The organism is Lentzea sp. NPDC036955 (assembly GCF_055608005.1).
Genome location: NZ_JBVJRC010000004.1, coordinates 417,048 through 440,090, shown reverse-complemented (window position 1 = coordinate 440,090; position 23,043 = coordinate 417,048). Strand labels below are relative to the sequence as shown.

Below are 23,043 nucleotides of genomic sequence, written 5' to 3'. Positions count from 1 at the left end.
GTCACACCGCCCTGAAGGAGTTCCGGTTGGCGTCCTCGACGGCGGCCACGTTGGACTGGATTGCGTCGAGTGTGCTCTCCACCTTGCGCAGCACCTTCTCCGCCGCCTCGAACTCCTGCGCGCCCGCCTGCTCCATTGCACTGACCGCGCTGAAGATCGCCGCGGAGGCGCCGAACTTTCCGAAGATGTCCGAATTGCCGTGTTGATTGGAAAAGCCGTCACCGATCGCGCCGAATTGTCCGGCCTGACTGCTCACGGTTGTCCGGCACTGTTCCATGGCTTCGCTGTTGAACTTCGCCACAGCCATGCGCACGTACCCCCTCGATGTCTACTCGGAGACCTTAGAACGAATTGAGTCGAGCAGGGCGTCGATTCGCCCTTTCAACGCCGGTCGGGTGATGTCCTCGTCCACGATCACGTCGAGCCGGCACCGGCGCCCGCCATGTGTGGCGATGGCACCGATCCAGGCGCGAACACCTTGCTCCGGCACGAGTTCGGCGAGTGCGGCCGCCATGTCGGCCACCTCGTCGACCACGACCTCGTCGCGGGTGAGCACGGCCCTGACCCCGCCGGCGACGACCATGGCGCGCGTCGACGTGCTGCCGATGCCGAGGCGGAGGTCGAGGGCGAGTGCGGGGGTCGCGAGCTGGTGGAAGGCCTTGGCGAGCCACGGGTCCAGCTCGTCAGACTCCACAGTGGACTCTGGCGCGTGCAGCACGATCGGCATCGCGCCCAGGTCGAGGTGGTCCCACGCCGCGCGGAACGCGGACGGGGTGAGTGCTGCTCTCACGGCGGAACTCTCCCGGCATGTCGCGGGCGACGTCCCCTGGCCCCCCAGGCCCGCGTGCGTTACGACGCACGGGCGAGCGCGGGGGTTCCGTGGTCACACTTCCTGGAGGAGCTCCCAAACGGCGGCGGCGAGCCGGTGGTTGTCGACCGGCGTGATGGTGCACCACTTGCGGCCGTCGCTGCTGGGCTTGAGCTGCCGCAGGTAGCGGCCGTTGTGCGTGTCGTGGAACGAGACCACGCGTCCCGCGCGCTGTCCGTTGCGCTGCGCACCGAACTGCCCGCGGGTGGAGGTGCCGTCGAGCATGGCGGCGAGCTCCTGCGCGTCGCCGAGGCGCATGCCCTGGCGTTCCAACGTGGTGATCATGCGCTGGGCGTCCTGCCCGACGTCCTTGGCCGCGGCCACGAGGTCGTCGTACGGCAGGCTGATCGAACGCCCGTACCCGGCCGGCATCTCACCGGCCACGGACACGGCGGCCTCGGCCAGCGCCGTGCCGCGTGCCTCGATCAGCCACATCTCGTCGCGGTCCTGCACGGCGAGGATGGCCTCGTCGCCCACGGCAGCGGCGAGTCCGCTGATCTGCCGGTCGGCCCAGACCCACAGGTCGATCGACATCGGCGCGTTCGCGAGCAACGCGAACCCGTCGGCGAGCTCGGGCACGACCCGGCCGTTGCCGGCCAGGCCGCGCGCTTCGAGCGACTCCCAGGCCCGTTTCACCACCTCGGCCTTCTCGGTGTGGGTGATGGAGGGAATCCGCGTGTCGAGCGCGACGTGGGCGGCCGGGAGGCGTTGCGCCTCCCAGACCACGGCGAACTCCACTGTGGACAGAACCACGGAACCTGGTGAGCTCAAGGGATCTACTTGTCCTTCGGTTCTTCGCCGATCACCGACTGCACCACCATGCGCTCGTCGCCGAACACGTCGTCGGAGTCGACGCCGTACTTGCGCACGTGCTCGCTGTCCTCGTCGCCCTCGCCCTTGGCGGCACCGGCCGCGGGGGACATGAGCGAGCCGGACCCCTTGCCGGCGACGGCGCCACCCTTCCCGGCGGCCGCACCGGGCCGGTTCGCGTCGGGGCCGACACCCGTGGAGCCACCCGGCGTCATGCTGCCCGGCACACCCTTGCCGGCCGCACCCGTGCCGCTCGCGCCGGCACCCGCGCCACCGGGGCCGCCGCCCGCGCCGGGACCACCCTTGCCACCGCCGCCGATGGTGCTCGGAGCACCCTTCGGTCCGGTCGAGGCGATCGGCGTCTTGGGCGCCTGGCTGGGCCCGCGCCCACCGCCGACGACCTGCGGCCCGCGCGCGTTGCCCGCGGCACCCGCCAGACCGGCGGCCGCTGCGGTGGCGGCGGTGGCCGCGACCGGGAGCGGGGAGCCGAAGGGCTTGGGGAGGCCGGGGCCTGCGGCGATCGTGCCCGGCGTGGAGGTGCCGGGGAGGATGCCGGTGGTGCTGCCGGGGATGTTCGGGGTGGGGCCGACGGGGACGCCGGGGGAGCCCGGTGAGCCGGGGGTGCCGGTGAAGCCGGGACCGCCGGTGACGCCGGGCGGGGTGGAGTGGGGCATGCCGACCGCGTGGCCGACGGAGGTGGAGGACGGGGCGCTGCTCACCACGATCTCCGGTGCCTGAGGCGGCGGCCGGAAGTCGTTCAGGGAGCCCTGGCTGCCGCCGACGTACCCGTTCAGCGCGTCGATGGCCTGCTGGCGCGCCTTGTTGGTCGCTGCCACCTCGGCGGCGTGGTCGGTTTCATAGCCGACGAGACCGCCGAGCTTGTCGCCGAGGTTCCGCTCGGTGTCACCGTGCAGCTTCTCCTCCTCCGGCGACCGGTAGCGGGCCTGGCTCGTGCTCTCCTGCTGCCGCGCCATCGCGTCGGAGTTCTGCGTCGTCGCCTCACCTGCCTCGGCGACGACCTTGGTGGAGGCCTGGGTCTTGTCCTGGGCGTGCTGGCCGGCCGCGCCGTCCCAGTTGATGCCGAGCTCCTTGAGCTGCAGCTGCAGCTCGTCGTCGACCGACTTCAGCGTGCCGGCCAGGTCGCGAAGCGCATCGGAGGCCGTCGAGAACTTCCGGCCGAGATCACCGTTGTTGAGGCGGTTGACCTCTGCGGCCAGCTCACCGTTCGACCAGCCGTCGAAGTTCCAGTCGGTCAGATCGTGATATCCAGACATTGCCTCCCCCTCACTTCAGCGTCTTGAGCGTGTCCAGCGCGAGGCCGGCGGCCTTCTTCGCCTTGTCACACAGCTGCTGCTGGGTCTCCTTGACAGCGCTGTCCGGCTTGTAGTCCACGATGAGCTGCTGCCCCTCGGCCACGTCCACGGCGACCGCGCAGTCCACGGCGTCGACACCGACGAGCTTGATCTCAGCAGCGCCGTACCCGGCGACGTCGATCACGTCGGCGGTCACGTTCCCACCTTCGGTCAGCCAGTAGTCGACGCCCTTGTTGGTGGCGAGGACGGCGAGGTACGAGTAGGTGAGGTTGTTGCTGAAGAAGCAGGCGGGCATGGGCGTGCTGTCGACCATCTTCGACTGCTGGGAGGAGCCCTCCGCGATCTTGACCTGCTTCATCTGATCAGCGGTCAGGAGCTTGCAGGGCTCGACGCCGGTCACCTTGAGGTCAGCGGGGCGTGCGGGGAGCTTCTTCGTCGCCTGCGAAGTCGCCGTCGTCGTGGGCGGCTCCGGGTTGGGCTTGCCCGCTTCCCCGGTGCCGGTGCACGCCGAAGCCGTCACCAGCAGCAGGGCCGCGACGACTGGTCCGATGTACTTCTTGCTCACGCCTTCGGTCCGAACGTCGCGGTGATGTCTTCCTCGCTGATGTTGTACTGCGTGGCCGCGTCTCGCAGCTGGTCCGACAGAGCTTTCAAGCTCTTCACATATGCTTCGACCCGTCCCGCATAGGTGTCGGAGCCTCCGACCAGCCGGCTGTTCCACGCCTTGGCGATGTCAGCGCCCACTCGCCCGCCGGTGCCCGCGTCGGCGGGGATCTTGAGATCGCTCTGCACGAGCCCGAGCTTGGTCTCGAGCACCTTGGCCTGGTCGTGGATGAGCGCGCCGGCCTTCAGGACGTTCTTCTCGTTGACCTTGAAGTGCTGTGTCGCGGGACCTGCGGACATCTTGTCCAACGCAGCAGAGGCGACCTGGAAGGCGCCCACCGCGGCCCCGATCGCGCCACCCATTGCCGCAGCGGCACCGAGAACGGCATCCGCCCCCGCGTTCTCCTGTGTCACGACGTCCTACCCCCGTACGGTTGGTGACGGTTCGGTCTCGCTTCGCAGGCTACCAACGCCCGCGTAAGACGCACCTGTAGTTCGACGAAGACCACCCCCAGTTGGTTCCACGTCACTCAGCGTTCGTTTGCGCTGGCAGAACGTGCCAAGAACCGGGGCGACCGAACCGGGCACAGGAAGTCGGGTGCGCCGGCGGGGGAGCCCATAGCGTTGGTCGCGTGCTGGAACGACTCAACCAGGCCATGGCCCACATCGAGGACAGCCTCGACCGCGAGGTGGACGTGAAGCAGCTCGCGCGGATCGCGGGCAGTTCGGAGTACCACTTCCGGCGGATGTTCTCGGCGCTCGCCGGGATTCCGCTGAGCGAGTACATCAGGCGCAGGCGGCTCACCAGGGCGGCGAGTGAGGTCCTCAGTGGACAGAGCTCGTTGCTGGACGTGGCCGTCAGGTGGGGTTACGGGTCCAACGAGGCTTTTGCGCGGGCGTTCAGGGCCATGCACGGGGTTGGGCCGCAGGAGGCGCGCAGCACCAGGAAGCCGTTGCAGTCGCAGCAGGTGCTGACGTTCAAGTTGATCGTGGAGGGGAGTGCGAGCATGGAGTACCGGGTTGTCGAGAGGGACGGGTTCCGGGTGGTCGGGCGGGGGACGCGGGTGCCGTTGGTGCACCTGGGGATGAACCCGGCGATCGTGGAGTTCGTCAAGGGCATCGGGATGCCGGTGCTGGAGCGGATGAAGGAGCTCAGCGACAGCGAACCGCGTGGGCTCGTGGCGTTGACCAGCAACCAGGAGGGCAACGAGGAGGGTGACCACCTCGACTACTTCCACGGTGTGGTGACGACCGCGGAGGCACCGGAGGACATGGAGACCGTCACGGTGCCGAAGGGCACGTGGGCGGTGTTCACGACCGAGGGGCCGTACCCGGAGAGCATCCAGTACATGTGGCGGGACGTCTACACGCAGTGGTTCCCGTCGAACAGCTACGAGAGCGCCGAGGGGCCGACGATGCTGCGGACCGAGATCCACGGGGACACGGCGAAGGCCGAGCTGTGGGTTCCGGTCACCAGCTGAGGCAGAGGCGTTCGATGACGTCCCGCAGTTCCAGGACGGCGAGCCACTGGTCGGGCACCACCTCGGCGCCGTCGCGGGCGCCGAGGAGGTTGCCGCAGATGGAACCGGTCGAGTCGCTGTCGCCGGAGTGGTTCACGGCCAGGCGCACGGCCGTGGCGAAGTCGGGGGCCACGAGGGCCGCGTGCAGGCCGATGGCGAAGGCCTCCTCGCCGACCCAGCCGCCGCCGAGCTCGGACTCGACCTGCTCCGGTGTCAGGGGGCCGAGGCCGACCACCTTGTCCAGCAACGTGGTCTGCTCCTCGTGGCCGTCCCAGCGGACCAGTTCCGCGCGGGCCACGGCCACGGCCGACAGGAGGTCGGCGCCGTCCAGCAGGGAACGCACGACCGCCGCCAGCACGCCCGCGGACAGGTAGCCGCTCGGGTGGTGGTGGGTCATCCGCGCCGTCCCCACCGCCAGGGTGAACACCTCGCGCACGTCCGGGGACCACACGGCGACGGGGGCGGCGCGCATGACGCCGCCGCAGCCCTTCGAGTCGTTCTTCTCGCCGTGCTTCAACGCGGTGATGCACGTGTGACCGGGTGCGCGGCGTGAGTGCAGGCGCCGGTCGGACATCAGCCAGCCGTCGTCGGCCACCGGCGGGCCGCCCTGGGTGTGCAGCCACCGGCCGTAGGCGGCGCGCACCGTCAGCAGCGGGTCCACGCCGTACTGGCGGGCCAGCAGCAGGCCCTCCAGCGTGAACAGCACCATCTGGGTGTCGTCGGTGATCTCCAGCGACGGCAGGTCGACGACGCCGACCGGGCCGTGCCGGCGGCGGATCACGTCGATCGAGGAGAACTCGATCGGCGCACCGAGGCCGTCACCGACGGCGCCTCCCAGGACGCACCCGAGCAGGCTCACGGCACCGTGATCTGGTCATCGACGGCCTTCAGCGCGATGTCGGTGCGGTGGTGCGAGCCGGTCAGGTGGATGTCGGCCACCCTCTTGTAGGCGCGCTCACGGGCCTTCGCCAACGACTTGCCGGTGCCCACGACGGACAGCACGCGGCCGCCTGCGGACACCACGGCGCCGTCCTCGCGGCGGCGGGTGCCCGCGTGCAGCACGCCGTCGGCGTCGGAGCCGGTGATCACGTCACCGGTGCGCGGGCGGCCGGGGTAGCCCTCCGCGGCGACCACGACGGTCACGGCGTAGCCGTTCTCCCACTCCAACGGCTCCAGGGACCCCAGGGTGCCGGTGGCCGCGGCCAGGAACAGCGCGGAGATCGGCGACTTCAGCAGCGCCAGCACCGACTGGGTCTCCGGGTCGCCGAAGCGGCAGTTGAACTCGATCACCTGCACGCCGTTCGACGTCAGCGCCAGGCCCGCGTACAGCAGGCCGACGAACGGCGTCTCCCGCGCGCGCAGCTCGTCGACCACCGGCTGCACGCACCGGGCGACGATCTCGTCGACCAGGCCCTCCGGGGCCCACGGCAGCGGCGCGTAGGCGCCCATGCCGCCGGTGTTGGGGCCGGCGTCGCCGTCGCCGACGCGCTTGAAGTCCTGCGCCGGGATCAGCGGCACCACCGAGACGCCGTCGGTGACGCAGAACAGCGACACCTCCGGACCGTCCAGGAAGGACTCCAGCAGCACCGGGTGGCCGCCGTCGAGCAACGTCATCGCGTGCGCGCGGGCCGCGGCCAGGTCGGACGTGACGACCACGCCCTTGCCGGCCGCGAGACCGTCGTCCTTCACGACCCACGTCGGCCCGAAGCGCCCGAGGGCGGCGTCGAGGCGGGCGGGGTTGTCCACGACCTCGCTGTGGGCCGTCGGCACGCCCGCGGCGTTCATGACGTCCTTGGCGAACGCCTTCGAGCCTTCGATGCAGGCCGCCGCCTTCGAGGGCCCGAAGCACGGGATGCCGAGCTCGCGGACCGCGTCGGCGGCCCCGGCGACCAGCGGTTGTTCGGGGCCGATGACGACGAGGTCGGCCTTCCACTCACGGGCGAGGCCGGCGACCGCCGAGGCATCTGCGACGTCCACGCCGTAGATCTCGGCGTGTCCCGCGATGCCTGCGTTGCCCGGCGCGCACGCCAGGGCAGTCAGCTGCGGGTCGCGCGACAACGCGAGGACAAGGGCATGCTCACGGGCTCCAGACCCGATGACCAGGACGCGCACGGTGCCTGAGCGTAGTTCAGCCGAGGGCCTGCTTCGCTCCAGGGTGCAGCGGGACCGGGTCGGACGCCGACGCCTTGGCCCTGTCGACGTCCTTCACGGCCGGGTGCACCTTCTCCAGGTCGGCCTTCTTGTCGAAGATCAGCTTGGTCACGGCGCACGCGTTGTTGGCGGCGAAGTCGTCCCGGACGAGGAGCAGGTTCGGCACCACGATCGTGGACACCTCGGCCACGCCGTAGGTCGCGGCGGGGATCTTGGCCGTGTCGTACACGGGGCTGATCTTCTTCATCTCCGGCAGCAGCGGGGTGATGTCGATGAACTTCACCCGGTCCTTCATGGAGGTGGTGATGTCGGTGATCTGCGGCGTCGGCAGGCCGCCGGACCAGATCAAGCCGTCGATGCTGCCGTCCTTCATCCCGTCCGCGGTCTTGGTCAGGTCGAGGCGCTGGGCGGAGACGTCGGAGTCGATGTTGAGCCCGGCGGACTTCAGCAGCCGGCCCGCGATCACCTCGGTGCCCGACTTGGGCGAGCCGGTGGAGATCCGCTTGCCCTTCATGTCCGCGATCGAGTTGATCCCGGAGTCGGCCCTGACGAGCACCTGCGTGTAGTTCGGGTAGATCCGGGCCAGCGCGGAGACCTTCTGCTTGGTCGTGAACGCGCCGGTGCCGTTGACGGCGTCCGCGGCGGTGTCGGCGAGCGAGAACGCGATGTCGTACGTGCCGCCGACGAGCTGCTGGACGTTCTGCACGGACGCGCCGGTCTCGGCCGCCGACGCCTTGAGCTTCGAGTTGTCGCTGATCAGCTTCGCGAGACCGCCGCCGACGACGAAGTAGACGCCGCCGGAGTTGCCGGTCGCGATCGTGATCCGCCCGTCCGACGCCTCACACGACGCCTGCGAGCCGCTGCCCGCGTCCGGTGTGGTGGGCGTGCGCTTGCCGCCGCACCCGGAAACCACGAGCGCCAGTGCGATCGCACCGATCGCGTACCTACGCAGCATCAGGAACCCTCCTACGAGTGACCAGGTGGACCGCCACGGCCACCACGAGGAACCCGGCCCCGATGGCGATCGTCAGCGGTTGCAGGTAGAGCAGGAACAACGCGGCCGGCACGCACAGCAGGCGCTCCGGCCAGCGCGCCGGGCCGAACAGCCAGCCGCCCGTCAGCACGGCGAGGGCGGCGACCCCCAGCGCGGACGCGGCGAACGTCCACACCGAGTCCAGCAACGAGCCGCGCAGCAGCAGCCCGGCGCCCTCGTCGGTCAGCACGAACGCGAGCGGCACCAGGAACGCGGGCAGCGTGTACTTCCACGTCTGCCACATCGTCTTCATGACGTCACCGCCGGTCAGCGCGGCCGCGGCGACGGCGGCGAGCGCGGTCGGCGGCGTCACCTCCGACAGCACCGCGTAGTAGAAGATGAACATCGCGGTCTCGGCCGGTTCCACGCCCAGCGTGATCAGCGCCGGCCCGATGACGACCCACGAGATGATGAACGACGCCGTGACCGGCACCGCGAGCCCGAGCACGGACACGGCGACGGCCGCGAGCACCGCGGTGAGCATCAGCACGACCGCGGGTTCCGAGGTCAGCGCCGACGCCAGGTCCACCAGCGAGCCCGCAAGCGCTTGCCCCAGGCCGGTCTTGGTGATCGTCGAGGTGATCACACCGGCCGCGGCGCAGACCGCGATCACCGGGAACGCCGAGCGCACGCCGGCCGACAGCGAGTCGGCGATCAGCTTCAGCCAGTCACGCCGGTGGTTGACCAGCGCGAACAGCGCGGCCACGCCCGTCGCGTACACGACCGCCTTGTAAACGGGGATGTCCAGCGCCAGGAACACGATGATGATCCCGAGCGACAGGAAGTGGTACCAGCCGAGCTTCAGCACGTCGAGGAACCGCGGCGCGTCCACGTCGACCGGCCGCGCGCCGAACCGGCGGGCGTCGGCCTCGACGGCCAGCGCGATGCCCAGGTAGTACAGCAGGGTCGGGATGATCGCCCAGATCAGCACCGACAGGTACGACACCTGGAGGTACTCGGCGATGATGAACGCCGCCGCCCCCAGCGTCGGCGGCGACAGGATCGCGCCGATGCCGGACGCCGCGAGCAGCCCGCCCGCGTTCTCCCTGGGGTACCCGGCCTTCTGCAGCATCGGCCACGTGACGGCGCCCAGCGACACCGTCGTCGCGGTGCCCGAGCCGGACACCGTTCCGAGCAGGAACCCGGCGGTCGCGGCGGTGCGGCCCGGTGCCGTGCGGGACTTGCGGAACGCGGCGAAGCTGATGTCGACGAAGAACCTGCCGGCGCCGGACGCGTTCAGCACCGCGCCGTAGATCGTGAACAGCACGATGTAGGTCGCGGCGACGTCGAGCGGTGTGCCGTAGAACCCGCTGGCGTCGTTGAAGAAACCGTTGATGATCTGGGAGAAGTCGACGCCGGAGTGCGCGATCGACCACGACGGCGGCAGGAACCCGCCGTAGTAGGCGTAGGCGATGAACGCCAGGCACACCACGGGGAGCACCCAGCCGGTCGTGCGCCGGCAGGCCTCCAGGACCAGCACGAGCAGCACGGCGCCCGCGGCGACGTCGAGCGCGGTGAGCTGCCCCTGCCGGTCGAGGAACGCGTCGAAGCCCCCGAACAGCGGGTAGGCGCCGACGACGAACGCCAGGGCCGCCAGCACCCAGTCCCACCACGGCGGCTGGTGCCCGCGGCCGTAGGACAGGAACACCAGCGGCAGCGTCACCGCGAGGAAGATGATCAGGTAGTACTGGCTTCCCTTGGCGAACGGGAAGAACACCTGCTTGAGCACCAGCAGTGCGATCAGCAGGCCGGCGATCCACAGCGCCCGCTCCCACCGGGGTGAGAGCGAGCGCGACGGCATCTCCTCGTCGTGCTCCGCGACGATGCGGGCGAGGTCGGGGTTGGCCACGGACCGACCGTACTGTGGGGCCGATCACAGCCCCAGGGGATCAATCCAAAGGAACTGCAAAGAGTCACCGCGACCGTCCACACGGCACGCGCAGGACAGCGCTCCCGCCATTGCGCAGAATGAGCGCATGGTCGGGCCTGAAGTCTTGCTGCTGCTGCTCGGGGCGTTGGTCGTCACGTCCATCGCCCGTCGGCTCAACTGGTCGGCACCGCTGGTGCTGGTCGCCGTCGGGCTCGTGGTGTCGTTCATACCCGGTGTGCCGGAGTTCGAGATCGACCCGCACCTGATCCTGCTGGTCGTGCTGCCGCCGCTGCTCTACAGCGCCGCGCTGGACAGCTCCTACCTCAACATCCGCGCGAACCTGCGGCCGATCGGGCTGCTCGCGATCGGCCTGGTGCTGTTCACGACGCTCGTGGTGGGGGTGACGGCGAAGCTGGTGTTCCCCGACCTGCCGTTCGCCGCCGCGCTGGTCCTCGGTGCCGTCGTGGCACCGCCGGACGCCGTCGCCGCGGTCGCCATCGGGCGCAAGCTGGGCCTCCAGCGCCGCGCGATGACGTTGCTGGTCGGCGAGAGCCTGATCAACGACGCCACTGCGCTGACCGCGTTCAAGGTGGCGGTGGCCGCCGCGGCCGGCGCCGCCATGCACCCGGTCGAGGGCGTCGGGTTGTTCCTGCTGGTCACGGCGGGCGGCATCGCGGTCGGCCTGGCCGTGGGCGTGGTGGTCAGGTTCCTGCGCAAGCGGCTCTGCGAGGGTGTGCTGGAGAGCGCGCTGGGCCTGCTGGTGCCGTTCGGCGCCTACCTGCTCGCGGAGGAGGTCGCGCACGTCTCCGGTGTGCTCGCGGTCGTCGTGGCCGGCCTGTACGTCGGTCACCACTCGCCGCGCGGCACCTACACCACCCGGTTGCAGGACGCGGCGGTGTGGCGGGCCCTGGACGTGCTGCTGGAGTCGTTCGTCTTCGCGCTGATCGGCCTGCAGCTGTCCTCGATCATCGGTGCCGCCGACCTCAACGCGAGCCTGCTGCTGGGTGCCGCTGCGGTGCTGCTGGCGACGGTGCTGGCCCGGTTCGCCTGGATGTACCCGGCCGCGTGGATCCCGTACCGGCTGTCGAAGAAGCTGCGGGAACGGGAACGGCCGCCGCACACCGGTCAGCTCACGGTGATCTCGTGGGCCGGCATGCGCGGCGTGGTCACGCTCGCCGCGGCGGCCGCGATCCCGCCGGACGTGCCGGGCCGCGACATCATCGTGTTCTGCGCGTTCGTCGTGACGGTCGCCACGCTGCTGCTGCAGGGCACGACGTTGCCGTGGCTGATCGGCAAGATCGGCTTCGAGGGCGACGACGCGCGGCAGGACGCGCTGGCGGAGGCCCAGGTGCAGCACCGGGCGGCGCGGGCCGCGGTCGACCGGCTGGACCAGGAGGTCGACGAGGTGCCCGACCACGTGCGCGACCAGCTGCGGTCGCTCGCCGAGCACCGGGGCAACGCCGCGTGGGAACGCCTGGGGCGCCAGGACGAGGAGAGCCCGGCCGCGGCGTACCGGCGGTTGCGCCGGGTGATGCTGAAGGCCGAGCGCGACGAGTTCATCAAGGCCAGGGACTCCGGCGAGATCGACGACGAGGTGCTGTTCCGGGTGCTGCGCGAGCTCGACCTGGAGGAGGCGGCACTGTCCCGTGAGTAACCGTTCACCTGCTTTTCGTGTTGCGATGCTTGAGTGCGCTCTCAACACGAAATGGGAGGTCGAACGATGGATCCCAAGAGGGGTCGCGGCCGTGGCCTGGCCGCCGTGGTCCTCGTGTTCGCGGGTGCGGTGGTGGCGTCACTGCCCTCCGCGTCCGCACACGACGACAAGGGGCCGATCGTCATCGGGCACCGCGGTGCGTCGGCGTACCGGCCGGAGCACACGCTCGCGGCGTACGAGCTCGCCGCGCGCATGGGAGCCGACTACATCGAGCCGGACCTGGTGCCCACCAAGGACGGCAAGCTGGTCGCGCGGCACGAGAACGAGATCGGCGGCACCACCGACGTCTCCGCCAAGCCGCAGTTCGCCGACCGCAGGAAGACCAAGACGATCGACGGCGTCGCGGTCACCGGCTGGTTCACCGAGGACTTCACGCTCGCCGAGCTGAAGACGTTGCGCGCCAAGGAACGCATCCCCGCGATCCGCCCGCGCAACACGCTCTACGACGGCCGCTTCGAGGTGCCGACGCTGCAGGAGGTCATCGACCTCTCCCAGCGCCTGTCCCGGGAGCTGCACCGCGAGATCGGCATCTACCCCGAGACCAAGCACCCGACGTACTTCCAGTCGATCGGGCTCGCGCTGGAGCCGAAGCTCGTCGACGTGCTCAACCGCAACGGCCTCAACCGCCGCGGCGCCAAGGTGTTCGTCCAGTCGTTCGAGGTGGCGAACCTCAAGGAGCTCAACCGGTCGCTGCGCGTGCCGATCGTGCAGCTGGTCAACGGTTCCGGCGCGCCGTACGACTTCGTCGTGGCCGGGGACAAGCGCACCTACGCCGACCTGGTCACGCCGGCCGGTCTGCGCGAGGTCCGCTCGTACGCCGACGGCGTGGGCCTGACCAAGGACATCATCATCCCCAGGGACGCCAACGGGTTCCTCAAGGCGCCGACGACCGTCGTCAAGGACGCGCACAGGCTCGGGCTGGCCGTGCACTCGTGGACGTTCCGCAACGAGAACTCGTTCCTGCCGGCGGACTTCCGGTCCTCGACCGACCCGGCCGCGTACGGCCGGGCCTTCGAGGAGTACGACCTGTTCTTCAAGCAGGGCATCGACGGCGTGTTCGCGGACAACCCCGACACGGCCGTCGAGGCCAAGGTCAAGCGCTAGCGAGTGAGAGCGTGCGGTCCCCGTCGAGCAACCCGCGTTGCTCCAACAGGGGCCGCACGCCCTCCCCGAACCAGTAGGCCTCTTCCAGGTGCGGGTAGCCGGAGAGGATGAACTCGCTGATCCCGATGGAGTGGTACTCCTCCACGAGATCCGCTACCTCCGCGTGCGAGCCCACCAGCGCCGTCCCTGCGCCGCCGCGCACCAGTCCGACCCCGGCCCACAGGTTCGGGTGGATCTCCAGACCCCGCACACCGCGGCTGAGGTCGCCGCCGTGCAGGGCCACCATCCGTTGCTGGCCAACGGACTCCGACTTGCCCAGCTGCGCCTGCGCCTGTGCGACGGCAGCCGGGTCCAGCGCGTCGAGCAACCGCGCCGCGGCCGCCCACGCCTCGGCCGAGGTGTCGCGGCTGATCGTGTGCAGCCGGATGCCGAACCGGATCGGCCGGTCCGTCAGCGCCCGCACCCGTGCGATCTTCGCCGCGACGTCGGCGGGCGGCTCGCCCCAGGTCAGGTACACGTCGGCCCTGGCGGCGGCCACCGGCAGCGCGGCGTCGGAGGAGCCGCCGAAGTAGATCGGCGGCACCGGGTCCGGTGCGCGCAGCACGGTCGCGCCCTCGACCTGGTAGTGCCTGCCGTGGAACGAGTAGGGCTGCCCGCTCCACACGCCGCGCACGACCTCCAGGAACTCGTCGGTGCGCGAGTAGCGCTCGTCGTGGTCGAGCCAGTCGCCGAACCGCTGCTGCTCGACGGAGTCGCCGCCGGTGACGACGTTGAGCAGCAACCGGCCGCGGGAGATCCGCTGGTAGGTCGCGGCCATCTGCGCGGCCAGCGTCGGCGACAGCACGCCCGGCCGGAACGCCACCAGGAACTTGAGCGTCGAGGTCTGGCTGATCAACGCGGCCGTGGTCAGCCACGCGTCCTCGCACCACGTGCCGGTGGGCGTGAGCACCCCGGTGAACCCGACCTGCTCGGCCGTCCGCGCGATCTGCGCCAGGTAGTCGATGTCCGGTTCACGGCGGGCGCCGGCGGCGGGGGCGCGCTGCGCGTGGAAGTGCTCCACGACGGTGCGGCCGTCGCCCGATGTCGGCAGGAACCAGTGCAGCGTGATGCTCATGTGAGATCTCCCTGGAACCTCGTGTCGACGAACTTCGCGAAGTCGACCTTGCCGGGCAGCGTCCCGTCCTCGGTGAACGCGTCGGCGAGCTCCTGCTCCGACCTGATGAGCGTGTCGTCGATCTTCACCGGCAGGTCGCCGTTGCGGTTGACCGCGGCGAGCGCGACCTCGTGCTTGAGCCCGGTCTCCGCGGCCCACGCCTTCGCCCACTCCTCGCGGTGCGTGTCGGCCCACTTCTGGGCCTTGTAGTAGCGGATCAGGTACTCCTTGAGCGCCGGGGCCTTCCCCTTGTCGTCCAGGGCTTTCCGGCCCGCGACCTGGAACCCGTACCCGTTGGACCTGCCCTCACCGGTGATGAGCACGCGGGCCTTGGCCTCCTGCTGCGCCTGCGCGGTGTAGGGGTCCCAGACCGCCCACGCGTCGACCTTGCCCTGGGTGAACGCGCTGTAGGCGTCGGAGGGCTGCAGGAAGTTCAGCGTCACGTCCTTGGTCGTCAACCCGTTGGCGCGCAACGTGAGCAGCACCTGGCCGTGGGCGGAGCTGCCCTTGGCGACCGCGATGTTCCTGCCCTTCAGCTCGCTGACGCTGCGCAGCGGCGAGCTCTCCGGCACGAGGATGGCGTCGGCCTCGACCTGCCCCTTCGACGCGCCGATGGCGGCGATCTTGGCGTTCGCGGCGGCGGCGAAGATCGGCGGGGTGTTGCCGACACCGCCGATGTCGATCGCACCGGCCGACGCGGCTTCGAGCAGCGGCGGACCGGACGTGAACGTCGACCACTCCAGCTCGTGCGGGAAGTCCTTCAGCAGACCGGCGGCCGTCAGCAGCGCCTTCGCCCCGCCCTTCTGGTCGCCGACCTTCAGCACGACCTCACCGGCCGGGGTGTCCTGCGCGGTCGCGGCGCACCCGGTCGTCAGCAGGATCGCGGCGAGCAGCCCGAGCAACTTCCTAGGCAGCTGTCTCAACATCCACTCCCAGGTCGGCGAGCACGCGGGTGCGTTGCTCCACAACGGAGGCCCGGCGGCGCGGGCGGGACTCGGTGACGCGGTGCTCGGCGACGATCCGGCCCTCGTCGAGCACGAGGACCCGGTCGGCGAGCAGCAACGCCTCGTCGACGTCGTGCGTCACGAGCAGCACGGCGGGGCGGTGGCGGGCCCACAGGTCCTCCACCAGGTGGTGCATGGCCAGGCGGGTCAACGCGTCCAGCGCGCCGAACGGTTCGTCCAGCAGCAGCACGTCGGGTTCGCGGACCAGCGCCCGCGCGAGCGACACCCGTTGCGCCTCACCACCGGAGAGCGTCAACGGCCACGCGTCGGCGTGGTCGGGCAGCCGCACCTCCTCCAGCGCCTTCAGCGCCACCGGGCGGCCATCCGGCCGGTGCAGGCCGAGCGCGATGTTGCGCCAGACCTTGCGCCACGGCAGCAGCCGCGGCTGCTGGAAGGCGACCGACACCGTGCCGGGCACCTGGGCCGTGCCGGAGAAGTCGTCGTCCAGGCCGGCCAGGATGCGCAGCAGCGTGGACTTGCCGCAGCCGCTGCGGCCCAGCAGCGCCACCAGCTCACCCGGCGCGATCTCCAGGTCGATCCCGTCCAGCACCGTCCGCTGCCCGAAGGCCTTGCGCAGACCGCGCACCGTCACCGCGCTCGCCATAGCAGCACTCTCCTCTCCAGCAACCGCACCAGGGCGTCGGTGGACAGGCCGAGCAGCGCGTAGACCACGAGGCCGACCACGACGACGTCGGTGCGGAGGAACTCACGGGCGTTGTTGATCAGGTGGCCGAGGCCGGCGTCGGCGTTGACCTGCTCGCCGACGATCAGCGACAGCCAGGCGGTGCCGAGCGAGATCCGCAGCCCCACCAGCGTCTGCGGCACGGCCGAGGGCAGGACGACGTGCACGACGCGTTCGAACCGGGTGTAGCCCAGGACGCGGGCGGCCTCGACGAGACCGGGGTCGGTCTGCCGGATGCCGGAGTGCAGGTTCAGGTACAGCGGGAACGCGACACCGGCCGCGACCAGCGCGAGCTTGGGTTCCTCGCCGATGCCGAACCAGAGGATGAAGAGCGGGATCAGGCCCAGGTGCGGGAGCGTTCGCAGCATCTGGACGGGCGGGTCCACCAGCGTCTCGCCCCACCGGGAAAGACCCGCCGCGAGCCCCAGCGCGACACCGACCACGCCGCCGATGAGAAATCCGAAGAAAACGCGGCCCAGCGAAACGAGAAATGCGTCGACCAATTGGCCGTCGGCGATGAGCTCACCGGCCGACTCCGCCACCGTCAGCGGCGACGCCAGTTTCTCAGGCGAGAGCACACCCGTTGAGCTGGCCAGTTGCCACAGCAGAACCAGCGCCGCCGGGCTGATCCAGCGCAGCGGCAGCGTCGGTTTTCGAACAACGGAAAGGGCCACGGCGCTGAATTACAGGCGAGCCGTGGCCCTTCGTCAACGACGCCCAAATCGTGAAAACGCGTCGTACTTCGAGATAGTCGGTGTCAGCCGAGAACGTCGTGGCGGACGATCGTCTGGTCGCGGCCCGGACCGACGCCGATCGCAGAGACGCGGGCGCCGATGATGCTCTCCAGGTGCTCGACGTACGCCTTGGCGTTGGCCGGCAGCTCGTCGAACGTGCGGCAGTGCGAGATGTCCTCGAACCAGCCCGGCAGCTCCTCGTAGACCGGCACGGCGTGGTGCACGTCGGTCTGCGTCATCGGCATCTCGTCGACCCGGCGACCGTCCACTTCGTACGCCACGCAGACGGGCACCTTCTCCAGGCCGGACAACACGTCCAGCTTGGTGAGGAAGTAGTCGGTGATGCCGTTGACGCGCGAGGCGTAGCGGGCGATCACGGCGTCGAACCAGCCGGTGCGGCGCGAGCGGCCGGTGGTGACGCCGAACTCGCCGCCCTGCTTGCGCAGGTACTCGCCCTGGTCGTCGTTCAGCTCGGTCGGGAACGGACCGGAGCCGACGCGGGTCGTGTAGGCCTTCAGGATGCCGATCACGGTGCTGATGCGGGTCGGGCCGACACCGGAGCCGACCGTCGCGCCACCCGAGGTCGGGTTCGACGACGTGACGAACGGGTAGGTGCCGTGGTCGACGTCGAGCAGCGTGCCCTGCGAACCCTCCAGCACCACGATCTCGTCGCGGTCGAGCGCCTGGTTCAGCAGCAGGCGGGTGTCGGCGATGCGGTGCACGAAGTGCTGACCGTGCTCCAGCACCTGGTCGACGACCTGCTCCGGGTCGAGCGCCTTGCGGTTGTAGACCTTGACCAGCACCTGGTTCTTGAAGTCCAGCGCGGCCTCGACCTTCTGCCGGAGGATCTTCTCGTCCAGCAGGTCCTGCACGCGCACGCCGACGCGGGCGAGCTTGTCCTGGTAGGCGGGGCCGATGCCGCGACCGGTCGTGCCGATCTTCGCCTTGCCCAGGTAGCGCTCGGTGACCTTGTCGATGGCCACGTGGTACGGCATGATCAAGTGCGCGTCCGACGAGATCAGCAGGCCGCTGGTGTCGACGCCCTTCTCCTCCAGGCCCGCGAGCTCGGTGAGCAGCACGCCGGGGTCGACCACGACACCGTTGCCGATCACGTTCTTCACGCCGGGCGTGAGGATGCCGGACGGGATGAGGTGCAGGGCGAACTTCTGGCCGTCCGGGAGGACGACGGTGTGACCCGCGTTGTTGCCGCCCTGGTAGCGGACGATCCACTGGACACGCTCACCGAGGATGTCGGTGGCCTTGCCCTTGCCCTCATCGCCCCACTGGGCACCGATCAGCACGACGGCCGGCATGTGAAACTCCAAGCGCTTGGACTGGTTCGAGCGAACGCCGGTAAGCGAGGGTAGACCAGGAGATGACCGTGCACGGAATCGTGTTGGCCTGCGGAAACGCGCAGTTGCCAATGATCACAGAACGTGACGACGTGCAGGTGGTGCCCACCCGCCCTGGCAAGGAGCACGTCGACCCCCACCTGGACGCGGAACGGCTGGTCGTCGTGGGCACCGACGCCGACCTCGCCGCCGTCGGGGTTCGGTTGCTGCGCAAGGAGAAGCTCGCGTCCGTGGCCCTCGGGTTCGTGCCCGTCGGACCGTCGGCGGTGGCCGCCCTGTGGAACCTTTCGACGGACCCGGCGCGGGCACTGGACATCGCCCTGAACGGTGACGTGGATCCCGTGCCGTTCGTGCGTGACGACGTCGGCGGTGTCCTGATGGGTCTGGGCGTGCTTTCCCCCGTTCGTGGCGTCGGTTACAGCGATGCGGAGAACGTGCTGCGCGGTCAGGCGTCGCGGATCGAGTGCACGCCCGACACCGAGGGCGGCCTCGGGCTCACCGTCCGGATCGTGAACAAGCGCCTGTTCGGGTCACGGGTGCGGGAGAGCAAGCCGCGGGCGTTCCAGCTGGGCTGCCTGCCCACCACCGCCGTGCTCGACGGGCACAAGCACCCGCGGCCGGTCGACAAGTGGACCTGGTACCGCCACACGGAAGACCTGAGGCTGGTTCGCGGTCTTTAAAAACAGGGCTTGTTCGGCGTTTGTCGTTCACTCGTGTGTCACTCGAAGGCATTGCCTAATTGCACAATGTGACCGAGGGTGGTTCCGATCACTTCCAACCAGGAAGGTCGGGACGATGTCAACAGTTAACCGGATCATCGGTGTCTCCGTCACCGCGGTGGCGCTCACCCTTGGTTTCGTCACCCCTGCACTCGCGACACCGCCGAACATCCCCAGTGCCGCCACGGCGACCGCCGAGCTCGCCGGGCTGACCGTTCGCGCCGACGGTTCGATGACGGGCTACTCCCGCGACAAGTTCCCCCACTGGATCACCCAGTCGGGTACCTGCAACACCCGTGAGGCCGTGCTGAAGCGGGACGGCACCAACGTGGTCACCGACTCCTCCTGCGCCGCCACCTCCGGCAGCTGGTTCTCCCCGTACGACGGCGCGACCTGGTCCGCGGCCTCCGACGTGGACATCGACCACGTCGTGCCGCTGGCGGCCGCCTGGAGGTCGGGAGCGGCCTCCTGGACGACGGCGCAGCGCCAGTCGTTCGCCAACGACATGTCCGGCCCGCAGCTCATCGCGGTGACCGACAACGTGAACCAGGCGAAGGGCGACCAGACGCCGGCGACGTGGAAGCCTCCGCTGACGTCCTACTGGTGCACCTACGCCAAGATGTGGGTACACACCAAGTACCGCTGGAGCCTCAGCGTGAACTCGTCGGAGAAATCGGCTTTGTCGGACATGCTCGGAAGGTGCTGATGGCGTCACTCTCCTCGCTGTTCGTGGCGGGTCCCGGCGGCGTGATGACCGACGAGGTCGGCGTTGTGACCGGCGACCTCGAACTGCGCACGGACCTTTCCGACGACGGGAAGTTCCAGGCGCTGGTCCGCTATGAAGGCGCGGAAGAGTGGTACGCCGTCACGGGCGCTGCGTCCGCCCTGACCGATCCTCGCGACCACGAGCCGGTCCACTCCCTGCTCCTGGCTCTTCTGCACCGGCCGGAGGGCTGAGCGGCGGCAACGCCTCCATCGCCTCCGCACGGTTCAGCCCGGTCGCCTGCAGCAGGTCCACGGCGATGCTGCGGATCTGCGCCAGCACCACCTTGGACGAGAACCCGTCCCCACCGAGGCGCCGCGCGGTCAACGGCCGTGCGGCGTCCCGCACGGCCTCCCTGGTCAGCTGCGGCGTCCTGCCCCTCTCCAGCTCACCCCTGAGGCAGTCGACGGCGTCGGCGTAGCGCTGCAGCACACCGGACACGCCGTCCGGAATCCGTTCCTCGGCCTTCAGCGCCGCCATCGTCCTGCGGGCCAGCACGCGCGTGTTGCGGATCGCGTAGTCCACCGGCCCGGCCGCGGTCTGGTAGCGCTTGAGCTCGTCCTTGGACCGCCACCGGATCGGCGCGATCTTCGCGATCTCGCTGCCGGTCTGCAGCGCGGACTTGTAGTCGTCGATCGCCGACTGGCTGTTGCGCAGCTCCGCGAGCACCCCGGCCGCCTTCACGGCGTCGCGCTGGTCGATGGCCTCCGCGATGCTCCGCAGGGCCGTGCTGAGGGTGCCCGTGAGCGCTTTCGCCTGCCGGTGGGCGACCATCACCGGGTTCGCCGGGATCAGCGCGGCGACCGCCAGCCCCACCAGCCCGCCGGTGAGCGCGTCGATCATCCGGTCGAACCCGCCGCCCGCGCTGGGCGGCAGCAGCGTGGCCACCAGCACCGCGCTGCTCCCGGCCTGCAGGGCGATCACCGACCCGCCGTCGAGCAGCACGGCCGTCGACATCGCCAGCGCCACCACGAGCGCGATCTGCCAGGGCCCGCTGCCGATCCAGCCGATGAGCGCGTCGCCCACCCCGACCCCGACCGACACGCCGACGACGAGCTCACCGACCCGGCGCAGCCGTTGCCCCAGCGACACCCCGAGGCACACGACCGCCGCGATGGGCGCGAAGAACGGGTGCTGGTGCCCGATGACGAGCGTCGCCACCACCCACGCCAACCCGGCCGACAGGGCACATTGGACGATCGGCAACGCGGTCGCGCGCCACCGCGTCAACCCCCGTCCGACCGCGTCCCTGACCACGCCCACCACTGCCACCCCGTCTTCCGCCGCACCTGCCGCCGTCAGTCTTCGTCCCACGGCCACCAGGCACAACCTGCGGGGACCCGGATTCGATCCGCGATGGCGAGCAGCCTCACACCGCGCGCACGGGACGGCGAACCGCCCCGTGCGCGAGTTGGGTGCAGTCAGCGGCGTCTCGATCAAGGGTTGGTGGTACTCGCAGACGCCTGGACAGCCAGGGGTGGGATCAGAGGCCGAGGGCGGCCGGGGCCTGGGGGTCGGACTCCGCGAGGAACTTCGAGCAGCGCTCCCACTCCTCGTCCTCCCCGATCTCCCGCGCGGCCAGCGCCAGCGCGGCGAGCGCCCGCAGGAAGCCCTGGTTGGGCCGGTGGTCCCACGGCACGGGCCCGAAGCCCTTCCAGCCGGAGCGGCGGAGCTGGTCCAGCCCGCGGTGGTAGCCGGTGCGGGCGTAGGCGTAGGCGGCGACCGGGTCGCCGGCCTGCAGCGCCCGTTCCGCGAGCAGGGCCCACGCCTCGGAGAAGTCCGGGTACGCGCGCACAATCTTGGCGGGGTCGGTCCCGCCGTCGGCCGCGGCCTGCGCTTCCGGACGGTCGGGCAGGTGGGTCGGACCGGGGCCCAGGAGGTTCTCAACCATGCGGTCCATCCTGCCGCACGGCGCGCGGCTAGGAGAGGAACAGCCGCATGACCGCGGCCACGACGGCCAGCAGCAGAGCAGTGACGAGCACACCGGCGACGATCTTCTTGCCCATGGGCGTGCATGGTGCCGTTCTGGACCAGGCGGAGCAATGACACTCACTCGTCCGTGCACACGAATTGGAAACATCAGGGTAAAACCAGGGGCGTTTCGGCAACATGATCACCCACTGTCACCTCATGATGGGCGGATGATCCAGGGGGTTAGGCAGTTCCGGGACACGTACTGGGAGCGGGGTGTGCCCGGCAGGGAGACGCCGGCGGCGCTGACCAGGCAGCTGTACCAGCTGTGGCTCGTGGGGCTGCTGCTGAAGCTGATCGGCTCGTCGTGGGACGTCTCGTGGCACTTCAAGTGGCTGCGCGACGACTTCGCGCCGCCGCACCTGATCAACACGGTCGGCACGGCGATCGTGGTCGGCCTCACGCTGTTCCACACGTTCACCGGGTACGGCGCCGACAAGGCCGCACTGCGGCTGATGCAGGTCGGGTGCGGGATCTTCCTGGTCGCGCTGCCGATCGACGTGATCAACCACCGGATCAACGGGCTCGACATCACCAGCTGGTCCGGTTCGCACGCGCTGCTGTACCTGGGGACGGCGGTGATGCTGGCGGGCGCGATCCGCGGGTGGATCAAGTACTTCCCGGCGGGCAACTGGCGGACGTTCGGGCTGGTGGCGCTGTGGTTCTTCGTCCTGGAGAACGTCTGGTTCCCCAACCAGCACCAGGAGTACGGCGTGCGCGCGTTGCAGGCCTACGACAGCGGCAAGCCGGAGGCCGAGCCGATCCTGCTGCAGTTCGCCGCCGACCAGCTGGGCGTCCCGGTCGGCCGGGAGGCGGTGGTCAACTTCGCGCTGCCCATCGCGGACTGGGTCTACCCGGTGTGGGGGCTGGTGGCCGCGGCCGTCGTGCTCGTGATCGCGCGCCGCACCACCGACCGGGTCTGGGCGGCCACGGCGGTCGCGGGCGGGTACGTGGCTTACCGGTGCCTGATCTGGCCGTTGCTCGCGGGCATCGACTTCCCGAAGTCCGCCGTGCCGCTGTTCCTGGTCGTCGTGGGGCTCGCGATCGACGCGGCGCACGTCGTGAAGATGCCGACGCCGGCCGCCGCGGTGCTCGGGTCGGCCGCGGTCACCACCATCGGGTACGTGGGGATCTGGGCGCAGCAGGAGTACCTGTGGGCGCCGCCCATCTCGTTCTCGTCCGCGGCGGTCACGGCCGTGCTGCTGGCGGTGCTGTGGACCGTGGGCGACCTGGTGATCCACCGGCCGGAGGCGCACCAGCTGGCCGCGCGGCTGAAACTCAGCTGACCGGCTGCGGCCGGGTCAGGCCGGACGCCGTGAGGTGCCGCGTGATCCGGCCGAACAGCTCCTCCAGCGGTTCGCCGAGGTCCCGTCCGAACCCCGTCAGCCCGTAGGTGACCTGCGGCGGGGTCGTCGGTTCGACGTGCCGCCACACGAGACCGTCCTCGACCAGCCCGCGCAGGGTCTGGGAGAGCATCTTCTCGCTGATGCCGCGGATGCTGTCGCGCAGCTCGAAGAACCTCAGGTCGCCGCCGCGCAGGGAGATCAGCACCCAGATGCCCCACCGGCTGGTGACGTGGTCGACCATGTCGCGCGCCGGGCAGTCGGTGTGAAACACCTCATACCGCGCCTTGACCTCGGTCTGGTCCACCTGGACACCTCCCGTCACGTCTTGAGCTT

Annotated in this window: 24 protein-coding genes; 6 read left to right on the top strand and 18 right to left on the bottom strand. The window is 70.1% G+C overall.

What is annotated here, in order from left to right:
* Position 1 precedes the first annotated feature (1 nt).
* From ACZ7CF_RS15545 to ACZ7CF_RS15520, 6 genes are all read right to left on the bottom strand, one after another.
* On the bottom strand, positions 2 to 307 hold the full coding sequence (locus tag ACZ7CF_RS15545) for a hypothetical protein (protein ID WP_360394308.1): 306 nt from the start codon (positions 305 to 307) through the stop codon (positions 2 to 4).
* Between the two features lie 21 nt (positions 308 to 328).
* Positions 329 to 790 (bottom strand): ESX secretion-associated protein EspG, encoded by a 462-nt coding sequence (locus tag ACZ7CF_RS15540; RefSeq protein WP_470369832.1) that lies wholly within the window; start codon positions 788 to 790, stop codon positions 329 to 331.
* A gap of 93 nt (positions 791 to 883) precedes the next feature.
* Entirely contained in the window at positions 884 to 1,639 is a 756-nt protein-coding gene (locus ACZ7CF_RS15535; protein ID WP_470369831.1) for an ESX secretion-associated protein EspG, read from the bottom strand.
* A 5-nt stretch (positions 1,640 to 1,644) separates the two neighbouring features.
* Entirely contained in the window at positions 1,645 to 2,952 is a 1,308-nt protein-coding gene (locus tag ACZ7CF_RS15530) for a WXG100 family type VII secretion target (protein WP_360394301.1), read from the bottom strand.
* A gap of 10 nt (positions 2,953 to 2,962) precedes the next feature.
* Positions 2,963 to 3,556 carry a DUF3558 domain-containing protein gene (locus tag ACZ7CF_RS15525; protein ID WP_360394300.1) on the bottom strand — a complete coding sequence of 198 codons (594 nt, stop codon included), beginning with the start codon at positions 3,554 to 3,556 and terminating at the stop codon, positions 2,963 to 2,965.
* Positions 3,553 to 4,008 carry a hypothetical protein gene (locus ACZ7CF_RS15520; RefSeq protein WP_360394298.1) on the bottom strand — a complete coding sequence of 152 codons (456 nt, stop codon included), beginning with the start codon at positions 4,006 to 4,008 and terminating at the stop codon, positions 3,553 to 3,555. The genes ACZ7CF_RS15525 and ACZ7CF_RS15520 overlap by 4 nt, the downstream gene beginning before the upstream one ends.
* A gap of 218 nt (positions 4,009 to 4,226) precedes the next feature.
* On the opposite strand from ACZ7CF_RS15520, the gene ACZ7CF_RS15515 reads away from it, so the two are divergent.
* Complete coding sequence (locus ACZ7CF_RS15515) at positions 4,227 to 5,075, top strand: AraC family transcriptional regulator (RefSeq protein WP_470369830.1); 849 nt, start codon at positions 4,227 to 4,229, stop codon at positions 5,073 to 5,075.
* On the opposite strand, the gene ACZ7CF_RS15510 is transcribed toward ACZ7CF_RS15515, so the two are convergent.
* From ACZ7CF_RS15510 to ACZ7CF_RS15495, 4 genes are read right to left on the bottom strand one after another with little or no spacing between them, the layout of a single operon-like run.
* Positions 5,065 to 5,973 (bottom strand): ADP-ribosylglycohydrolase family protein, encoded by a 909-nt coding sequence (locus ACZ7CF_RS15510; protein WP_470369829.1) that lies wholly within the window; start codon positions 5,971 to 5,973, stop codon positions 5,065 to 5,067. The two genes, ACZ7CF_RS15515 and ACZ7CF_RS15510, sit on opposite strands and share 11 nt — an antisense overlap.
* Positions 5,970 to 7,226, bottom strand: a complete 1,257-nt coding sequence (gene purD / locus ACZ7CF_RS15505; protein ID WP_470369828.1) for a phosphoribosylamine--glycine ligase — start codon at positions 7,224 to 7,226, stop codon at positions 5,970 to 5,972. The genes ACZ7CF_RS15510 and purD overlap by 4 nt, the downstream gene beginning before the upstream one ends.
* Before the next feature lie 16 nt (positions 7,227 to 7,242).
* The gene (locus ACZ7CF_RS15500) at positions 7,243 to 8,220 is read right to left on the bottom strand and encodes a TAXI family TRAP transporter solute-binding subunit (RefSeq protein ID WP_360394287.1); all 978 of its coding nucleotides are present in this window, start codon (positions 8,218 to 8,220) and stop codon (positions 7,243 to 7,245) included.
* Positions 8,210 to 10,099, bottom strand: coding sequence for a TRAP transporter permease (locus tag ACZ7CF_RS15495; RefSeq protein ID WP_470369994.1), 1,890 nt, complete (start codon positions 10,097 to 10,099; stop codon positions 8,210 to 8,212). Before ACZ7CF_RS15495 ends, ACZ7CF_RS15500 begins: the two co-directional genes overlap by 11 nt.
* A 175-nt stretch (positions 10,100 to 10,274) precedes the next feature.
* On the opposite strand from ACZ7CF_RS15495, the gene ACZ7CF_RS15490 reads away from it, so the two are divergent.
* Both ACZ7CF_RS15490 and ACZ7CF_RS15485 read left to right on the top strand, forming a co-directional pair.
* Complete coding sequence (locus ACZ7CF_RS15490; RefSeq protein ID WP_470369827.1) at positions 10,275 to 11,822, top strand: Na+/H+ antiporter; 1,548 nt, start codon at positions 10,275 to 10,277, stop codon at positions 11,820 to 11,822.
* A 66-nt stretch (positions 11,823 to 11,888) separates the two neighbouring features.
* On the top strand, positions 11,889 to 12,986 hold the full coding sequence (locus tag ACZ7CF_RS15485) for a glycerophosphodiester phosphodiesterase (RefSeq protein WP_360394281.1): 1,098 nt from the start codon (positions 11,889 to 11,891) through the stop codon (positions 12,984 to 12,986).
* Here ACZ7CF_RS15485 and ACZ7CF_RS15480 read toward each other — a convergent pair.
* The 5 genes from ACZ7CF_RS15480 to ACZ7CF_RS15460 all read right to left on the bottom strand — a co-directional run bounded on the left by ACZ7CF_RS15480 (position 12,976) and on the right by ACZ7CF_RS15460 (position 17,872).
* On the bottom strand, positions 12,976 to 14,100 hold the full coding sequence (locus ACZ7CF_RS15480) for an LLM class flavin-dependent oxidoreductase (protein WP_360394278.1): 1,125 nt from the start codon (positions 14,098 to 14,100) through the stop codon (positions 12,976 to 12,978). The two genes, ACZ7CF_RS15485 and ACZ7CF_RS15480, sit on opposite strands and share 11 nt — an antisense overlap.
* Entirely contained in the window at positions 14,097 to 15,062 is a 966-nt protein-coding gene (locus ACZ7CF_RS15475; protein ID WP_470369826.1) for an ABC transporter substrate-binding protein, read from the bottom strand. Before ACZ7CF_RS15475 ends, ACZ7CF_RS15480 begins: the two co-directional genes overlap by 4 nt.
* Complete coding sequence (locus tag ACZ7CF_RS15470; protein WP_360394273.1) at positions 15,046 to 15,747, bottom strand: ABC transporter ATP-binding protein; 702 nt, start codon at positions 15,745 to 15,747, stop codon at positions 15,046 to 15,048. Before ACZ7CF_RS15470 ends, ACZ7CF_RS15475 begins: the two co-directional genes overlap by 17 nt.
* Complete coding sequence (locus ACZ7CF_RS15465; RefSeq protein WP_470369825.1) at positions 15,732 to 16,499, bottom strand: ABC transporter permease; 768 nt, start codon at positions 16,497 to 16,499, stop codon at positions 15,732 to 15,734. The genes ACZ7CF_RS15470 and ACZ7CF_RS15465 overlap by 16 nt, the downstream gene beginning before the upstream one ends.
* 83 nt (positions 16,500 to 16,582) lie before the next feature.
* Positions 16,583 to 17,872 (bottom strand): adenylosuccinate synthase, encoded by a 1,290-nt coding sequence (locus ACZ7CF_RS15460; RefSeq protein ID WP_360394269.1) that lies wholly within the window; start codon positions 17,870 to 17,872, stop codon positions 16,583 to 16,585.
* A 110-nt stretch (positions 17,873 to 17,982) separates the two neighbouring features.
* Between ACZ7CF_RS15460 and ACZ7CF_RS15455 the strand changes: the two genes are divergently transcribed.
* Both ACZ7CF_RS15455 and ACZ7CF_RS15450 read left to right on the top strand, forming a co-directional pair.
* Positions 17,983 to 18,591 carry a hypothetical protein gene (locus ACZ7CF_RS15455; protein ID WP_470369824.1) on the top strand — a complete coding sequence of 203 codons (609 nt, stop codon included), beginning with the start codon at positions 17,983 to 17,985 and terminating at the stop codon, positions 18,589 to 18,591.
* Between the two features lie 115 nt (positions 18,592 to 18,706).
* The gene (locus ACZ7CF_RS15450; protein WP_470369823.1) at positions 18,707 to 19,336 is read left to right on the top strand and encodes a GmrSD restriction endonuclease domain-containing protein; all 630 of its coding nucleotides are present in this window, start codon (positions 18,707 to 18,709) and stop codon (positions 19,334 to 19,336) included.
* 159 nt (positions 19,337 to 19,495) lie between these two features.
* Here the strand turns inward: ACZ7CF_RS15450 and ACZ7CF_RS15445 are convergent, their stop codons facing one another.
* Positions 19,496 to 20,656: an FUSC family protein gene (locus ACZ7CF_RS15445; protein WP_360394261.1), complete on the bottom strand. Its 1,161-nt coding sequence runs from the start codon at positions 20,654 to 20,656 to the stop codon at positions 19,496 to 19,498.
* A gap of 220 nt (positions 20,657 to 20,876) precedes the next feature.
* The gene (locus tag ACZ7CF_RS15440; RefSeq protein ID WP_360394259.1) at positions 20,877 to 21,284 is read right to left on the bottom strand and encodes a DUF3151 domain-containing protein; all 408 of its coding nucleotides are present in this window, start codon (positions 21,282 to 21,284) and stop codon (positions 20,877 to 20,879) included.
* 250 nt (positions 21,285 to 21,534) lie between these two features.
* Here ACZ7CF_RS15440 and ACZ7CF_RS15435 point away from each other — a divergent pair, with 250 nt between their 5' ends.
* Positions 21,535 to 22,650, top strand: coding sequence for a hypothetical protein (locus tag ACZ7CF_RS15435; protein WP_470369822.1), 1,116 nt, complete (start codon positions 21,535 to 21,537; stop codon positions 22,648 to 22,650).
* On the opposite strand, the gene ACZ7CF_RS15430 is transcribed toward ACZ7CF_RS15435, so the two are convergent.
* Positions 22,643 to 23,032 (bottom strand): winged helix-turn-helix transcriptional regulator, encoded by a 390-nt coding sequence (locus tag ACZ7CF_RS15430; protein ID WP_360394253.1) that lies wholly within the window; start codon positions 23,030 to 23,032, stop codon positions 22,643 to 22,645. The genes ACZ7CF_RS15435 and ACZ7CF_RS15430 overlap by 8 nt on opposite strands.
* Between the last annotated feature and the right edge of the window lie 11 nt (positions 23,033 to 23,043).

Coding starts and splice junctions, on each gene's coding strand:
- ACZ7CF_RS15545 (WP_360394308.1), bottom strand. CDS start 307: ATGGCTGTGGCGAAGTTCAACAGCGAAGCCATGGAACAGTGCCGGACA.
- ACZ7CF_RS15530 (WP_360394301.1), bottom strand. CDS start 2,952: ATGTCTGGATATCACGATCTGACCGACTGGAACTTCGACGGCTGGTCG.
- ACZ7CF_RS15500 (WP_360394287.1), bottom strand. CDS start 8,220: ATGCTGCGTAGGTACGCGATCGGTGCGATCGCACTGGCGCTCGTGGTT.
- ACZ7CF_RS15495 (WP_470369994.1), bottom strand. CDS start 10,099: ATGCCGTCGCGCTCGCTCTCACCCCGGTGGGAGCGGGCGCTGTGGATC.
- ACZ7CF_RS15490 (WP_470369827.1), top strand. CDS start 10,275: ATGGTCGGGCCTGAAGTCTTGCTGCTGCTGCTCGGGGCGTTGGTCGTC.
- ACZ7CF_RS15485 (WP_360394281.1), top strand. CDS start 11,889: ATGGATCCCAAGAGGGGTCGCGGCCGTGGCCTGGCCGCCGTGGTCCTC.
- ACZ7CF_RS15480 (WP_360394278.1), bottom strand. CDS start 14,100: ATGAGCATCACGCTGCACTGGTTCCTGCCGACATCGGGCGACGGCCGC.
- ACZ7CF_RS15470 (WP_360394273.1), bottom strand. CDS start 15,747: ATGGCGAGCGCGGTGACGGTGCGCGGTCTGCGCAAGGCCTTCGGGCAG.
- ACZ7CF_RS15460 (WP_360394269.1), bottom strand. CDS start 17,872: ATGCCGGCCGTCGTGCTGATCGGTGCCCAGTGGGGCGATGAGGGCAAG.
- ACZ7CF_RS15455 (WP_470369824.1), top strand. CDS start 17,983: ATGATCACAGAACGTGACGACGTGCAGGTGGTGCCCACCCGCCCTGGC.
- ACZ7CF_RS15450 (WP_470369823.1), top strand. CDS start 18,707: ATGTCAACAGTTAACCGGATCATCGGTGTCTCCGTCACCGCGGTGGCG.
- ACZ7CF_RS15440 (WP_360394259.1), bottom strand. CDS start 21,284: ATGGTTGAGAACCTCCTGGGCCCCGGTCCGACCCACCTGCCCGACCGT.
- ACZ7CF_RS15435 (WP_470369822.1), top strand. CDS start 21,535: ATGATCCAGGGGGTTAGGCAGTTCCGGGACACGTACTGGGAGCGGGGT.